We start from the raw sequence: 14,889 nt of genomic DNA, 5'->3' as shown, positions 1-14,889 counted from the left end.
CACGACCCAGTAGTGTTTCACGTGAAACACGCTTTATTTAGTCAAACCACGTTCTCCACTAGAACGGGTGGGTCATGCCGCGAACAGCCGCGCCATCGCGGCCTGCATCTTGGCGGACTCCTCCCGGGTCTGAGCGCCGAGGTTCTTGATCTCTTCGGCGATGACCGAGAAGGCCCTACCGGAGTCTCCCGCCCGGGCCGCTTCGATCAGGGCGTTGAAGGCGATCAGCCGGATCCGCGTCGCCGTCTGTTCGATGTCATCCAGCGCGCCGGTCATCACGAGGCGGATGTCCGCCGCTCGCTCCGCCTCCGCTCTCAGGGCTTCAGCGAGATCCTGCTCGAACGCCGCGACGATCCCGTTCAGGAGCGGAAGCAGAACCGCCCCGGCCAGGTCGGCGAGCGCCCGGATCTCACCGCCGCAGCTCCCCTCCCCGGCTTTCAGCCGTTGCAAACAGGCCGCGCCGCGCGCGCCGAACGACGCCAGCACCTCCGCACCACGGCCGTGTCCCTCGATACGCCCTGACAAGAGCGCGCGGACGCGATCGGAGAACAGCGGCGGGATCGCCTGCTCAGGGTCCCCGTGAAGCAACAGACGCACCCCAGCCTCGAAGCTGGCCAGGGCCTCGCCGGCGGACACGAGCAGGTCATCCGCCTGCCCGTCGGGCATCTGGCTCAGCGCGAGAAACATGACGGCGCGGTGCGACAGCATCCGTTGCCGACCGGCGATGTTGATCAGGGCGCCAAGCGCAGTCCGGTCGATGTCCCCACGGGACGATGAGCCTTCCTGCCGGCGATCTTCATTGGCGACAATCATCTCCACCTCCGGCGGAGATCGCTGCCCGGACAGGCGCCTAAGCGCGAGTCCTGCCCGCATAGGGATGTCAAAAACACCCTTGCACGGTGCGAGTGCAAAATCCGGGGGCGCCGCCGCCTGCCCCTTGGGCAGCCGACTTACGGTGGCTCAGACAGGCCGCGCGGTCATCGCGCCGGCCTGTCCGGCCGCACGTCAGGTGTTCATCGACTGGAAGAAGTCGTCGTTGCACTTCGACTGGCGCAGCTTGTCGAGCAGGAACTCGATCGCATCCTGGGCGCCCATCGGGTTGAGGATCCGGCGCAGGATGTAGGTCTTCTGCAGCTGTTCCTTCGGCGTGATCAGCTCTTCCTTCCGGGTGCCGGACTTCAGCACGTCGATGGCCGGGAAGATCCGCTTGTCGGCGACCTTCCGGTCGAGCACGAGTTCCGAGTTACCGGTGCCCTTGAACTCTTCGAAGATGACTTCGTCCATCCGGCTGCCGGTGTCGATCAGGGCGGTGGCGATGATGGTCAGCGAGCCGCCTTCCTCGACGTTCCGCGCGGCGCCGAAGAAGCGCTTCGGGCGCTGCAGGGCGTTGGCGTCGACACCGCCGGTCAGCACCTTGCCGGACGACGGAACCACGGTGTTGTAGGCGCGGCCGAGCCGGGTCACGGAGTCCAGCAGGATCACCACGTCGCGCTTGTGCTCGACCAGGCGCTTGGCCTTCTCGATCACCATTTCGGCCACCTGCACGTGGCGGGTCGCCGGCTCGTCGAAGGTCGAGGACACCACCTCGCCCTTCACGGTGCGCTGCATGTCGGTGACTTCTTCCGGGCGCTCGTCGATCAGCAGAACGATCAGATAGCACTCGGGATGGTTCCGCTCGATCGACTTGGCGATGTTCTGCAGCATCACCGTCTTGCCGACCCGCGGCGGGGCGACGATCAGGCAGCGCTGGCCCTTGCCGAGCGGGGCGACGATGTCGATCACCCGGCCGGACCGGTCCTTCAGCGTCGGGTCGTCGATCTCCATCCGCAGGCGCTCGTCGGGATAGAGCGGCGTCAGGTTGTCGAACAGCACCTTGTGGCGGACGTTCTCCGGGGCTTCGAAGTTGATCTGGTCGACCTTGACCAGGGCGAAATAGCGCTCGCCTTCGCGCGGCGCACGCACGGCGCCGTCGACGGAGTCACCCGTCCGCAGGCCGAACTTCCGGATCTGCGAGGGGCTGACGTAGATGTCGTCCGGACCCGGCAGGTAGTTGGCTTCGGGCGAGCGAAGGAAGCCGAAGCCGTCCGACACCACCTCGAGCGTGCCCGAGCCCGAGATCTCCACGCCCTCCTCGGCGAGGGTCTTCAGGATCGCGAACATCATGTCCTGCTTGCGCATGGAGTTCGCGTTCTCGATCTCCAGCGTCTCGGCGAAACCCAGGAGGTCGGCGGGCGACTTGTCCTTCAGCTCCTGCAGGCTCATCCGGGTGAGCCCCATGGAGGCGATCGCGGAGGTGACTTCCGACGGCTCTTCGGCGGATTCCGAAGCGTTGTTGGGATCTTCCACGGGCTGGGCCTCGCCGGCTTGCGGCTCCAGAACCTCGGCGGTGGCGAGAATATCGTCTTGCATTGAATCTGACTCGTTGAAGGCGGCTCGCGGACGGACTCCGGGCGCGGCCTCATAAAGCTGGGAGCGCGTTCAGCGCTGATGTGGTCGTCTCGTTGGGAGCCGGCGTGCCTGCGCCTACAGCGCGGGCGGCCGGAAAAGATGCGGGGCGCGCCGGGCAGTTCGCCGACGCGTGGAGCGATCCGAACCACAGGCGGCCAGCGGCGTCAAGCCGATCCGGAATATCCGCCCTTGAGGGACGTGTCTTATTTCCCGAATTCCGTGGTCACCGCGACGACCATGGCGATCGCCGCGAGGAAGGGCAGCTCGTTGGTCATCCGCCAGAACTTGTTGGACCGCTCGTTGCGGCCCTCGGCGAACGCCTTGCGCGCCACCGCCAGATAGTGATGCCAGCCGGTGAGGAAAAGGACCCCGGCGAGCTTCACAACCATCCAAGGCTCCTCCAGGAACCGCCAGCCGCGGATATGGCCATCGACCCAGATCAGGGCCAGGCCGAACACGAGGGCCAGAACGAAGGCCGGGTTCATGATGATCCTGAGGAGCTTGGCTTCCATCGCCCGGAAGGTCAGGTCCAGCTCCGAGCCGGCCGTGGCGGTCGAGTGGTAGGCGTAGAGGCGCGGCAGATAGAGCAGGCCCGCCATCCAGGCGATCACCGCCAGGATATGGAGACCGCGAAGCAGGTCGTAGTGAGCGATCAGCCAGTGGGTCATCGCCGCTCCTCTCTGTCACAGGCGCAGTTGAAAAGACCCGCCGGACACAGCCACGGTCCGTGCGGCCGGGCGTCCCCGAACCGGCTCAGCGCCACGAGAGACGCCTGGGCGAGTTCCTGGACGAACGGTTCGCGTACCCCCGGCGTCGGGGCTCGCAGATAGGGCCTGCAGCCGACCTCGTGCGCCAGCTTGGCGTACTCATGATCGAGCTCGACCAGGGTCTCGACATGTTCCGACACGAAGGCGAGCGGAACGATCAACACGCCCTTCCCCTCGGCGCCTGCTTGGCGGATCTCAGCGTCGGTCGCCGGCGCGAGCCATTTGAGCGGGCCCACCCGGCTTTGGAAACAGACCCGCCAGTCGGTCAGCTCGGGCAGGCGCCCGGCGATCCGGCCCGCCGTCGCCTCGACCTGGGCCTGGTAGGGGTCGCCGGCGTCGATCACCTTTTGCGGCAGGCCATGGGCCGAAAACAACAACCGCAGGTTCGCAGGCGAGCCCGCGCTCTCCCACAGGCGCCGAATCGCCTGGACATGCGCCTCGACCAGGCCGTCGGCGGTGGGATAGCAGCAGATCGCGCGCGATCGTCCTGGGCCCTTGTAGGCTGCGTACCAGTCCTTCAGCGACGATCCGGTCGTGGTCGTCGAGTACTGCGGATAGAGCGGCAGAAGCACGACCTCGTCCGGCGCGAACTCCGCCACCTGCCTGGCCGTCTCGGCGGCGAAGGGGTTCCAGTAACGCATGGCGATGAAGACGCGAGCGTCGACGTCCGGCGCCAGGCGCTTCAGCTCGGCCTCCAGGGCCGCCGCCTGGGCCTGGGTTTCCGGCAACAGGGGCGAGGCGCCGCCCATCAGGTCGTAGTTGGCCTGGGCGACCTTCTCCCGCCGCTTGGCGATAAGCGCCGCAAGCGGCTGACGCACGATCGCCGGAAGACCGATGATCGCCGGGTCGCGGAACAGATTGGTCAGGAAGGGCCGAACCGCCGCCGGACCATCCGGACCCCCGAGATTGAAGAGGACGATGGCGAGCTTCATGCATCGGCCCAGGTGTGCCTGCCCGTCACCCGCTCGACGACGCGCGCAATGTGCGCAATCGGCGTGTCCGGCAGCACCCCGTGGCCGAGGTTGAAGATGTAGGGCCCCTTCCCCCACTGCTCGAGCAGTTGTTCCACACGCGCGTCCAGCGCCGGCCCGCCCTGCCGCAGCAGGAGATTGTCGAGCGCACCCTGGATGGTCTTGCCCTGGGCCTGCAGGCGACGGCCGAGGGCCGCGGTGGCCTGGGTGTCCAACGCCACCCCTTCCACCGGCACAGCCTCGGCATAGGCCTCCACAAGCGCCCCTGCCCCGCGCGGGAAGCCGATGAAGGGGACGGTCACCCCCGCCGCCCGGACCTTTTCGACGATGGCCGCATGCGGGGCGATGACCACGCGCTCGAACACATCCTCCGCCAGCCCCTCGGCCCAGCTCTCGAAAAGCTTCAGCGCCTGGGCGCCCGACCGGGCCTGCATGACGAGGTAACGCGCCGTCGATTCGACCAGCACCTCGAGCAGGGCGTCGAGTGCCTTTGGCTCGGCATAGGCGAAGGCGCGCGCCGCCGCGCGATCCGAGCCGCGTCCCTCGATCATATAGGTCGCCACCGTCCAGGGCGCGCCCGCAAAGCCGATCAGCGCCCGATCCGGCTCGAGCTCGGCGCGGACCCGCTGCAGGGTCTCGCCGATGTCCGCCAGCCGGCCGGTGGACGCCTCGATCTGTTCCGCCAGCGCCGCGATCGGCGGCAGCGGCGCAAGTCTCGGCCCCTCCCCGGCCTCGAACCAGACATCCTGCCCCAGCGCCCGAGGGATCAGCAGGATGTCGGCGAAGACAATCGCCGCATCGAACGGAAAGCGGCGCATCGGCTGCAGGGTCGCCTCGGCGGCCATCTCGGGATTGTGGCAAAAGGCGATGAAGTCCGGCGCCTTGGCCCGCAGCTCCCGGTATTCGGGAAGCGATCGTCCGGCCTGCCGCATGAACCATACCGGCGGCCGATCCAGGGTCTCCCCGGCCAGGGCGCGCAACAGGCGGGGCATCATTTGATCGGGAGCAGGCGTCATCGACCCGGTTAAATCTCTTTGTGGTCGATCGCTCAAGCCCGGCGGTCAGATCCGTCCGCTCGCCTGCCTCTCTTCAAACCTTAAGAATATTTAAATGGATTGAGGAAGGGAGAGTTAGAGCCTGTCGAGTAGGTGGACAACTGCTCCGCCCCCACGGCGCCAGGGCGTTTCTCCCCAGCTTATCAAACGCCGCGTGGCCGGGTTCTCCCGCCCCTGTGGATTACGGGGATGCCGGCCAACCCCTTTTTTCGCTTAAGATTTCGTTAAGGAATGGCGGGATGACCGGGGTCCTACCGGCGGCCATACCCGTCCTGTAGATGGTCCGGGGTCGGATTTCACGCGCCCGCGAGGACGAGTGGATTAACGAGCCGTAAACGGAGCAAACCATACCGGCCATTCACCGGCTCCCGGAAACGACCGTGAAATCACGGCGCCTATCCCCAATCGGGCCGGCGTTCGCTAAGAGGGATTCACAGGATCTGTCCCCAGGCTTTTTTAAGGGGCCGAGACGTTGCCCAGCTCTTCCGCGGCCCGACTGGCCACCTATTTCCACGTTCACCTGGTCTCGGACTCCACCGGGGAGACGCTGAACGCCATGGCGCGCGCCGTATGCGCCCGCTTCGACAATGTGCTGCCCATCGAGCACATCTACGCCCTGGTGCGGTCCCAGCGGCAGCTCGACCGTGCGCTGGGCGATATCGAAGAGGCGCCTGGGGTGGTCATTCACACCATCGTCGACGAGACCCTGCGCCAGGCGCTCGAGGATGGCTGCCGGCGACTGGACATGGCCTGCATCCCGGCGCTGGACCCTTTGGTCTCGGCGCTGTCCCGTTACCTGGGCGCTTCGACCACCACCCGGGTGGGCGCGCACCTGCGCCTGGACAATGACTATTTCAACCGGATGGATGCGCTGAACTACGCCATCGGCCATGACGACGGCCAGGGCGGGCAGGATCTCGACCAGGCGGACGTGGTGCTGGTGGGCGTCTCCAGGACGTCGAAGACGCCGACCTCCATCTATCTGGCGCATCGCGGCGTGCGCGCCGCCAATGTGCCCCTCGTCCCCGGCCGCCCGATCCCGGAAAAGCTGCTGACGCTGAAGAACGCCCTGGTCGTGGGGCTGACCATCTCGCCGGACCGGCTGATCCAGATCCGCCGAAACCGGCTCCTGTCCCTGCACGAACGGCGGGAGTCGACCTATATCGACACCGACGTGGTCCGCGACGAGATCATCCAGGCGCGCCGTCTCTATGAACGTCACGGCTGGCCGACCATCGACGTGACCCGCCGCTCCGTCGAAGAGACGGCGGCGGCGATCATGAACCTGCTGCACGGCGGCCACGGCCAAGTGGAGGTCCTGGGTTGAGCCTTCCCCTGATCCTGGCGTCGAAAAGCACGGCCCGTCGCGCGGTCCTCGAAGGGGCTGGCGTTCCCTTCGAGAGCGCGGTCGCCGGCGTCGACGAGGACGCCGTCAAAATCGGCCTGCTGGCCAGGGGCGCCACGCCGCGTGAGGTCGCCGAAGTTCTCGCCGAGCAGAAGGCGGTGCGCATATCGCAAGACCGGCCGGGTCTGGTGATCGGGGCCGACCAGACGCTGGAGTTCGAGGGCGGCCTCTACGACAAGGTGGACAGCCTCGCGGCCGCCCGCGATCGGCTCAAACTGCTGCGCGGCAAGCCGCACCAGCTGCATTCGGCCGTGGTGGTGGCCCGCGACGGCGCGCCGATCTGGCGGGAGACCGTCAGCGCGAACCTGGCCATGCGCGATTTCTCCGACGCCTTCCTCGAGACCTATCTCGAGAAGGAGGGCGAGGCGGCCCTCGGGTCGGTGGGCTGCTATCGGTTGGAAGGCCAGGGCGCCCAACTCTTTGCGCGGATCGAGGGCGACTATTTCACCATCCTCGGCCTGCCGCTGCTGGGTCTCCTCGATCTTCTTCGACAACACCAGGTGCTGACCGCATGAGCCCCAAGATCACCCGGCCCAGGATCACCGGGACGACAGCGGTGGCCGGCGTCGCCGGCGCGCCCGTCCGCCATTCGCTCTCGCCCATCATCCACAACGCCTGGATCGAGGCGGCCGGTCTCGATGCGGTCTATGTGCCCTTCTCCCCTTGTGGCGACGACTTCATCCGCTTCGCAGCCGGCCTGCGGGGAGGCGTCATCCGGGGTTTGAACGTCACTCTCCCCTTCAAGGAAGCCGCCCTCAGCATCTCCGATGAGGTCAGCGAGCGCGCCGAGCGGGCGGGAGCGGTCAACCTCCTGGTGTTTGACGACGATGGGCGGATCACCGGCGACAATGTCGACGGCCTCGGGTTGCTCGGCGCCTTCGAGGCCCAGACCCCGGACTTCGATCCGAAGCAGGGGCCGGTGGTGATCATCGGGGCGGGCGGCGCCGCGCGCGGCGCGGCGGCCGCCTTCGTCCTGGCCGGGGCGCCGGAGATCCGGATCGTCAACCGCACCCTCGCCAAGGCCGAGATGGTCGCCGGCGCGCTCGGCCGTACGGTCCGGGCCTATCCTCTCGCGGCGGCGGCGGAAGCCTTCGAGGACGCCGCCGCAGTGATCAACGCCACCTCCGCCGGCCTGGCCGACGAGATGCCCGATATGCCGCTGGAAGCCACTCCCGCCCAGGCGATCGTCATGGACATGACCTACAAGCCGCTCCTCACGCCATTCCTCGCCAAGGCCCAGGCGACGCAGCGGCGCACTGTGGACGGCCTGGAAATGTTGATCCGCCAGGCCGCGCCCTCGTTCGAAGCCTTTTTCGGGCGCGTGCCCCCGGCCGACGTCGACGTCCGCGCCCTTTGCATCGAGACCCTGGAGAGCCAGGCTTGATCCTGCTGGGGCTCACCGGCTCGATCGGCATGGGCAAGTCGACGACGGCGGCGATGTTCCGCGACGCCGGCGTGCCGGTCTACGACGCCGACGCCGAGGTCCACGCCTCCTACGCCAAGGGCGGCGCCTGCGTGGAGCCCCTGGGCGCGGCCTTCCCCGGCGTGGTCAAGGACGGGGCGATCGATCGCGAAGCCCTGCGCCGGGCGGTGCTCGACAAGCCCGAACAGATGCAGCGGCTTAACGGCATCGTGCATCCCATCATCGGCGCCCTGCGAACCAGCTTCTTCGAAGACGCCCGGGCCGCCGGCGCGGATCTGGTGGTGCTCGACATCCCGCTGTTGTTCGAAGGCGGCGGCGAGCGGGGCATGGACGCCGTCGTGGTGGTGACCGCCCCCCCCGAAATCCAGCGCGCCCGGGTGTTGCAGCGCGAGGGGATGACGCCCGAGCGGCTCGACGCCATCCTCGCCCAGCAGACGCCGGACGCCGAGAAGCGGTCCCGCGCCGACTTCGTCATCGACACCGGCCAGGGCCTGGAGCCCGTACGCCGTCAGGTCGCGGAAATTATCGCCGTCATGCGTGATCCACAGCGCCGACCAAATCGTCGCGCCGCAACCGCTTGATCGCAGGCCGCGAAGCGGGCGAAGACTGATCCATGGCGCGTGAGATCGTTCTCGACACCGAAACCACCGGCTTCGAGCCGCACCTGGGCCACCGGCTGGTCGAACTGGCCTGCCTGGAGATTGAGGATTTCATCCCGACCGGGCGCACCTTCCACACCTATGTGGACCCCTGCCGCGACATGCCGGTCGAGGCCGAGCGGGTGCACGGCCTCTCCGCCGCCTTCCTGCGCGGCAAGCCCCGGTTCGAGCACCCGGAGGTGGTTGACGCCTTCCTCGACTTCGTCGGCGACGCCCCGATCGTGGCGCACAACGCAGGGTTCGACCGGGCCTTCGTCAACTGGGAGCTCAGCGTCATCCACCGCGAGCCCCTGCCGGAGCCCCGCTGGGTCGACACCCTGGCGCTCGCGAAACATCGCTTCCCGGGGATGCACAACTCGCTGGACGCGCTCTGCAAGCGCTTCAAGATTTCGCTCTCCGAGCGCGACAAGCACGGGGCGCTGATCGACGCCAAGCTGCTGGCCGCGGTCTATCTCGAGCTGAAGGGCGGCCGTGAGCGCCGGCTCGAGCTGACCTCTTCGGCCTCGGCGCGCGCCGTCGCCGCCGCCACCGCGCAGCAGTACGGCGCCCGCCCTCGCCCGCTTGCGCCGCGCTCCACGGAGGTCGAACGCGAGCTGCACGCCGCCTTCATCCGCGACGTGGTGAAGAGCGACGAGCTCTGGAAGAAGCACGGGTTCTGACCCGAGGCGAAGCTCAGCCGAAGCCGCTCAGCGCCGGTCCCAGCCCTGCTGTGATCTGAGCCGCCGACCCCGGCCGCAGGGACTCGAGCAGGCGGGCGCCTTCGATGACCGCGAGCAACGCCATCGCCGCATCCCGCCGCGCAGTCTCAATGTCCATATCGAGACGTTGAGCGACCCATTCAGCCCAAGCCTCGGTCAGCCGTTGGGCGATCGACCGGAATGGCTCTTCGGCCCGGACTGCGTGAGCACAGATGTCGGACCAGACGCTCATGAAGGGCGATACGGCCTCCGATCGGAGGACGACCATCGCCGTCGACAAGAAGGCGGCTGGGGCCATGGGTCCGGCGGAAATCGCCGTGTCGAGAACACGGGCCAGACGCGACGACACCGCTTCCAGCGAGGCGGCCACCAAGTCGGCCTTGTCCTCGAAATAGTAGAGCAACATCCGGTCGCTCGTACCCAGGCCGGCGGCCAGCTCGCGCAACGGAATCTGGGCGACGCCGGCCGCAAGCAGTCGGTCTGCGATCCGCCCGGCGAGCGCCGCCCGCTTATGCAATCGAGCTTTCGTCATGACGGATCTGTAGCGAATGCTACAGATATGCGCTATGTAGCACCTGCTACATAGGAGAGCTCCCATGCTCCGGACCAACCAGATCGCCGTCCTTGTCGGATTGAGCCTCGCCCTCTGGATCCTCGCCACCCTCTACATTCGCTTCCTCCCCGACGCCTTCGTCGACCCGTTCCAGGGAAACCTCGGCTTCGCCGCCAGCGTCCCCATGGCATGGCTCAGCGTCTGGCTGGTGAGGCGCGCTGGGCGCCTGGAAGCCGCTGAGCTTGTGCCTGGCGTGGCCATCGTCGGCGCCGTCGCGATGATGATCGACGGCGCTGCTCTGCGCTGGAGTCCTGGCGTCTATGGCGATGATCCGCTGGCGGTCCGTCTGGGCGCGGCCTGGCTCCTGTGGGGCTACGGCCTGAGCCTTGGCCTGGCCTACCTCATGGTTGCGCGGTCGCTCCGCCACGCCTGAACGCCCAGCCTTGACCGGCCAGACCCCATAGTTCGGTATACGAAATATGGGGTCTGGGAGCGCGGTCATGAAGTCCAAGGGATCGACGTGGCGTAGGCGCATCGCCGCCCTGGCGGTCGGCGCTAGCCTGATCGGTCCCCCTGCGCTTGCGGCCCCCGCGGCTCAGGCCCTCGGGCCGACGTCGCCCTCCAGCGGCCAGATCCCGACGCCTGCGGAAACCGGCGCCATTCCTCTGCTGAAGACGGCAAAGGCGGCCCGCTATCCCGAGCAGTGGGCGGAAAGGGGAAAGAACGACCGCAGCATCCGCAACGTCTCCAACCCGACGCTGACGCCCTTTCTGCCCGACCCGGCCAAGGCCACGGGCGCGGCGGTTATCGTGGCGCCCGGCGGCGCCTTCTTCTGGCTGTCGATCGATAGCGAGGGTTACGATGTCGCGCGCTGGCTGGCGGATCACGGCGTCGCCGCCTTCGTGCTGAAATATCGAACCCAGGAGACGCCGCGGGACCCGAGAGAGGCCAGCCTCGTCATGGCGGCCCGCATGAAAGCGGCAACGATGGAGAGACCTATCGAGCCCCCGGCCGAGGCTCTGGAGGACGCCAAGGCCGCCGTGCGGCTGGTCCGGGCGCGCGCCTCGGAGTGGCGCGTCGACCCGGCCCGCGTCGGGTTTGCGGGCTTCTCCGCGGGGGCCATCATCGCGCTGAGCGTCGGCCTGACCGACGATGCGTCGGCGCGTCCGGATTTCATCGCGCCGATCTACCCGCCGATGAGCGCGCGACCTGTCCCGGCGGACGCCCCTCCGATGTTCCTCGCCATCGCCCTCGACGATCCATTGTTCGCGAAGGGCAAGAGCCTCGGACTGATCGACTCCTGGCGCAGCTCCGGCCGGCCGATCGAGGTCCATCTTTATGGTCGCGGCGGCCACGGCTTTGGGATGAACAGTCGCGCGGCCGCCCCCCGGCTCTGGATCGACGAGTTCCACGCCTGGATGAAGGATCGCGGCCTGCTCCGCCCGACGGGGTGAGACGGCAGCCGCTGTTGTGTCCGCATGTAACCGATCGGCCTTGCCGGCGCCCCGGACACCGCGCAACTTGCGCCGATGCGCATCATGGCCTGCGCCGCATTGGCGGCCTTCTTCGCGAGCTCCGCACTCGCGGCCCCCCCGCCCGAAGCGGCGATCCCGCCCAAGACCGTCGCGCCGGTGACGGTCATGCCGAGGACCGATCCACCGAAGATCGCGAGCTCCTTTCCGGCCGCCGGTCAGGTGGTCGCGGCCGGCGTGCTCATCCTGCACATCACCTTCGATCAGAAGATGGATGAGAGGGGCTTCGCCTTCGCCGCTGCATCCGGCGGCGCCATGCCGAAATGCCTGAGCACGCCGCGGCTGCTGAATGACGAAAAGACCTTCGTGCTTCTCTGCACGACGGTTCCGAGCAGCAGCTATTCGCTGGCTTTCAACGCCGCGCCGCGTGGCGGTTTTGCGAACATCGGCGGCACGCGGGCCGCGCCAGCCGCCCTGGCCTTCTCCACGAGCGGCGAAATGGGCCCGCGCAACCTGGATGATGCGCTGAAGGTCGCCAATCTCACCGCCCAGGATGTTCCCATCGCGGTGGCCCCCTGAGGCCGCCCTGCGGGTCTGAGTTCGGTTGGCTACAGTCAATCGACGCCGACGCGAGCCTTAGCCTGGTCGGCGGCGTGGGGCCCGCGAGAAGGCTCCAGATCACCCCGGCCCAGATCACGAGGCCGCAGAGAAGGTAGCTGAGGCCGCCAGGCTTTCGTTCGGGCATGCGGGAAGCTCTGCCCTTGGTCGCCGATCCGCAATCGACTATCCAGGCGCAGGATGTGAGGTGAAGTCACATGCGCCGCCCCCTGCCCTCGCTGACCGGCCTGCGCGCCTTCGAAGCCTTTGCGCGCGCCGGCTCGATGACCGGGGCCGCGGCTGAGCTGAACATCACCCATGGCGCGGTGAGCCGTCAGGTCCGCGCGCTGGAGACCCGGCTCGGCGCACGCCTGGTGGTCGGGCCGCGCCACGATCTTCGCCTGACGGACGCCGGGCGACGGCTCGCAGCCGCCCTGGGGATGGCGTTCGACCAGATCCGTGCCGCCCTGCCCGGGGCGGAGGCGGAACACGAGCTGGTGGTGTCGTGCCTCGGGACCCTGGCGATGAAATGGCTGATCCCGCGCCTGCCCGCCTTCCTCGACCGCCATCCGGCCTTGCGCCTCCGGATTATCGAAAGTCATGCGCCGGCGGATTTCAGCCAGGGCGGGATCCATGCGGCCATCCGCATACTCGGAGAGCGGCCGCCTGAGGGCGTCGCGGCGGTCCCCTTCATGGACCATCACCACGGACCGGTGCTTTCGCCGGAACGATGGCGGGCCTGCAACGGCGCGCTCGCTGAAGTGCTGAAGCTGCCACGGCTTCACAGCGAAACCTTTCGGCCGGCCTGGTCGGAATGGGCGCGACACGCGGGCGTGGACCTTCCGCCGTCGGTGGAGGACCGCGAGTTCGAGCACAACTCCTACATGCTCGTCGCAGCCACCGCGGGGCTCGGCGCCGCGGTCGCGCCCTGGGCGTTTGCTGCGCCCGACATCGAGGCTGGCCGGTTGGTGGCGCCTTTCGGCTTCCGACGGTTCGATGCGCGCTATGTCCTTCTCCATCCCGCCCGCACGCAGAATGGCGCAGTTCAGGCCCTGGCGGATTGGCTCCGTGAAGCGGGGGCGCAGACGCCGCTTCCGCCGCCGCCATTGGCCGTGACCTGACGCCGATTTGGTATAGGCCGCCCGCTCCCCTATATTGGCGGCTCTTCAGATAAGGAATTTCAGTCCCTTGGGCGTGACCCTCGACCTTTCGCGCGCGCCGCAGGCGCCGTCCGCCCCGGTGCTCGTCAACCTCGTGGGTCTCACCCGCGCCGAGCTGGTCCAGGCCTTGATCGACGCCGAGGTCGTGCGCCCGGACAAGGCCAAGATGCGCGCCACCCAGCTGTGGCGCTGGATCCACCATTATGGCGTGACCGATTTCGCCTCCATGACCGACGTGGCGAAGGAGACCCGCGCGGCCTTGGTGGAGAAGTTCACCCTGGCCCGGCCCGAGGTGGTCGAGCGCCAGGTCAGCCGCGACGGCACCCGCAAGTGGCTGATCCGCATGGCCCCCGGGATCGAGGTCGAGACCGTCTACATCCCCGACGTCGGTCGCGCCGGCGCGCTCTGCGTCTCCAGCCAGGTCGGCTGCACGCTGAACTGCACCTTCTGCCACACCGGCACCCAGGCCCTGGTGCGCAACCTGACCACCGCGGAGATCGTCGCCCAGGTCCAGGTCGCCCGCGACGACCTCGGCGAATGGCCCTCGCCCAAGGAGGACCGCCGGCTCTCCAACATCGTCTTCATGGGCATGGGCGAGCCGCTCTACAATCTCGACAACGTCGCCGCGGCGATCGACATCATCGCCGACAACGAAGGCATCGCCATCTCGCGACGGCGGATCACCGTCTCGACCTCCGGCGTGGTCCCGGAGCTGACCCCCCTGGGCGAGAAGACCCAGACCATGCTGGCGATCTCGCTGCACGCGACCAACGACGAACTGCGCGACAAGCTCGTGCCGCTGAACAAAAAATATCCGATCGAAGAGCTGATGGCGGCGATCCGCGCCTATCCGGGCCTGTCGAACGCCAAGCGGGTGACCTTCGAATATGTCATGCTGAAAGGGGTGAACGACAGTCCGGCCGAGGCCAAGGCCCTGGTGAAGCTGCTGAAGGGCGTGCCGGCGAAGATCAATCTGATCCCGTTCAATCCCTGGCCCGGTAGCGAGTACCAGTGCTCGGACTGGAAGACGATCGAGGCCTTCGCCGCCATCCTCAACCGCGCCGGCTACGCCTCGCCGATCCGCACCCCGCGCGGCCGCGACATCCTCGCCGCCTGCGGCCAGCTGAAGAGCGAGAGCGAGAAGATGCGCGCCAGCGAACGCCGCCGGATCGAGGCCGAATAGCCGCCCCGGCCAGCGACATGCTAAGCACGCTGCGGCCGCTTTCGGGCGGCGTCGGGGGGAAATACTGAATGCCGACATCGCCTGAAGTGCAGGCCTTCGCCAGCGGATTTCCGGTGACCCTGCTGCACATCGCCGTCAGCGTGGCGATGCTGCTGGCGGCCGCCGCCATCTACATCGTGCTGACGCCGCACAAGGAGATCAGCCTGGTGCGGCAGGGCAATGTCGCCGCCGCCGTCGATCTCGGCGGCGTGCTGGTGGCGCTCGCCATTCCGCTCGCCTATTCGCTGAAGGGTTCGACCAGCCTGGTCGATGTCGCGCTCTGGGGCGTGGCCACCGTCGCGGTCCAGCTGCTGGCGTTCCGTCTGGTCGATCTGGTGCTGCGCGGCTTGCCGAAGCGGATCCAGGACGGCGAGATGGCCGCCGCCGCCCTGCTGGTCGGCGCCAAGCTGGCCACCGCCATGATCGTCGCCGCCGCCGTGGCGACCTGAGGCCCCACGC

Annotated in this window: 17 protein-coding genes; 11 read left to right on the top strand and 6 right to left on the bottom strand. The window is 67.9% G+C overall.

All coding sequences use genetic code 11. The features are described from left to right. Window positions 1-72: 72 nt before the first annotated feature. The 5 genes from ACSQ2B_RS16355 to hemE all read right to left on the bottom strand — a co-directional run bounded on the left by ACSQ2B_RS16355 (window position 73) and on the right by hemE (window position 5,202). Window positions 73-813, bottom strand: coding sequence for a methyl-accepting chemotaxis protein (locus ACSQ2B_RS16355; protein ID WP_436052585.1), 741 nt, complete (start codon window positions 811-813; stop codon window positions 73-75). A 192-nt stretch (window positions 814-1,005) separates the two neighbouring features. After that, entirely contained in the window at window positions 1,006-2,409 is a 1,404-nt protein-coding gene (gene rho / locus ACSQ2B_RS16350) for a transcription termination factor Rho (protein ID WP_436051462.1), read from the bottom strand. Window positions 2,410-2,651: 242 nt separating this feature from the next. Then, window positions 2,652-3,116: a CopD family protein gene (locus ACSQ2B_RS16345; RefSeq protein ID WP_436051460.1), complete on the bottom strand. Its 465-nt coding sequence runs from the start codon at window positions 3,114-3,116 to the stop codon at window positions 2,652-2,654. Further along, on the bottom strand, window positions 3,113-4,147 hold the full coding sequence (gene hemH, locus ACSQ2B_RS16340) for a ferrochelatase (RefSeq protein WP_436051458.1): 1,035 nt from the start codon (window positions 4,145-4,147) through the stop codon (window positions 3,113-3,115). Before hemH ends, ACSQ2B_RS16345 begins: the two co-directional genes overlap by 4 nt. Further along, complete coding sequence (hemE, locus tag ACSQ2B_RS16335) at window positions 4,144-5,202, bottom strand: uroporphyrinogen decarboxylase (RefSeq protein ID WP_436051456.1); 1,059 nt, start codon at window positions 5,200-5,202, stop codon at window positions 4,144-4,146. Before hemE ends, hemH begins: the two co-directional genes overlap by 4 nt. Window positions 5,203-5,713: 511 nt before the next feature. On the opposite strand from hemE, the gene ACSQ2B_RS16330 reads away from it, so the two are divergent. Genes ACSQ2B_RS16330 through dnaQ form a run of 5 tightly spaced genes read left to right on the top strand, consistent with a single transcriptional unit; the run spans window position 5,714 to window position 9,387 of the window. Beyond that, window positions 5,714-6,568, top strand: a complete 855-nt coding sequence (locus ACSQ2B_RS16330; protein WP_436051455.1) for a pyruvate, water dikinase regulatory protein — start codon at window positions 5,714-5,716, stop codon at window positions 6,566-6,568. Continuing rightward, window positions 6,565-7,161, top strand: a complete 597-nt coding sequence (locus ACSQ2B_RS16325; RefSeq protein WP_436051453.1) for a Maf family protein — start codon at window positions 6,565-6,567, stop codon at window positions 7,159-7,161. The genes ACSQ2B_RS16330 and ACSQ2B_RS16325 overlap by 4 nt, the downstream gene beginning before the upstream one ends. Further along, on the top strand, window positions 7,158-8,030 hold the full coding sequence (gene aroE / locus ACSQ2B_RS16320; RefSeq protein ID WP_436051451.1) for a shikimate dehydrogenase: 873 nt from the start codon (window positions 7,158-7,160) through the stop codon (window positions 8,028-8,030). Before ACSQ2B_RS16325 ends, aroE begins: the two co-directional genes overlap by 4 nt. Then, the gene (gene coaE / locus ACSQ2B_RS16315) at window positions 8,027-8,650 is read left to right on the top strand and encodes a dephospho-CoA kinase (protein WP_436051449.1); all 624 of its coding nucleotides are present in this window, start codon (window positions 8,027-8,029) and stop codon (window positions 8,648-8,650) included. Before aroE ends, coaE begins: the two co-directional genes overlap by 4 nt. 32 nt (window positions 8,651-8,682) lie before the next feature. Further along, entirely contained in the window at window positions 8,683-9,387 is a 705-nt protein-coding gene (dnaQ, locus tag ACSQ2B_RS16310) for a DNA polymerase III subunit epsilon (RefSeq protein WP_436051447.1), read from the top strand. A gap of 13 nt (window positions 9,388-9,400) precedes the next feature. Here dnaQ and ACSQ2B_RS16305 read toward each other — a convergent pair whose 3' ends face one another. After that, window positions 9,401-9,871 (bottom strand): TetR/AcrR family transcriptional regulator, encoded by a 471-nt coding sequence (locus tag ACSQ2B_RS16305; protein ID WP_436051445.1) that lies wholly within the window; start codon window positions 9,869-9,871, stop codon window positions 9,401-9,403. Between the two features lie 151 nt (window positions 9,872-10,022). Between ACSQ2B_RS16305 and ACSQ2B_RS16300 the strand changes: the two genes are divergently transcribed. The 6 genes from ACSQ2B_RS16300 (at window position 10,023) to ACSQ2B_RS16275 (ending at window position 14,879) form a co-directional block, all read left to right on the top strand. Continuing rightward, entirely contained in the window at window positions 10,023-10,412 is a 390-nt protein-coding gene (locus ACSQ2B_RS16300) for a hypothetical protein (RefSeq protein WP_436051444.1), read from the top strand. Between the two features lie 67 nt (window positions 10,413-10,479). Continuing rightward, entirely contained in the window at window positions 10,480-11,433 is a 954-nt protein-coding gene (locus tag ACSQ2B_RS16295) for an alpha/beta hydrolase (protein WP_436051442.1), read from the top strand. Between the two features lie 84 nt (window positions 11,434-11,517). Next, on the top strand, window positions 11,518-12,030 hold the full coding sequence (locus tag ACSQ2B_RS16290) for a hypothetical protein (RefSeq protein ID WP_436051440.1): 513 nt from the start codon (window positions 11,518-11,520) through the stop codon (window positions 12,028-12,030). 236 nt (window positions 12,031-12,266) lie between these two features. Further along, window positions 12,267-13,169, top strand: a complete 903-nt coding sequence (locus tag ACSQ2B_RS16285) for a LysR substrate-binding domain-containing protein (protein WP_436051438.1) — start codon at window positions 12,267-12,269, stop codon at window positions 13,167-13,169. Between the two features lie 67 nt (window positions 13,170-13,236). Then, window positions 13,237-14,391 (top strand): 23S rRNA (adenine(2503)-C(2))-methyltransferase RlmN, encoded by a 1,155-nt coding sequence (gene rlmN / locus ACSQ2B_RS16280; protein ID WP_436051436.1) that lies wholly within the window; start codon window positions 13,237-13,239, stop codon window positions 14,389-14,391. 68 nt (window positions 14,392-14,459) lie between these two features. Further along, window positions 14,460-14,879, top strand: coding sequence for a DUF350 domain-containing protein (locus ACSQ2B_RS16275; protein WP_436051434.1), 420 nt, complete (start codon window positions 14,460-14,462; stop codon window positions 14,877-14,879). The last annotated feature ends 10 nt before the right edge of the window (window positions 14,880-14,889 follow it).

It is taken from the genome of Phenylobacterium sp. LjRoot225 (assembly GCF_964252855.1).
Classification (GTDB): domain Bacteria; phylum Pseudomonadota; class Alphaproteobacteria; order Caulobacterales; family Caulobacteraceae; genus Phenylobacterium.
This window is presented reverse-complemented; position numbering and strand designations above follow the sequence as displayed.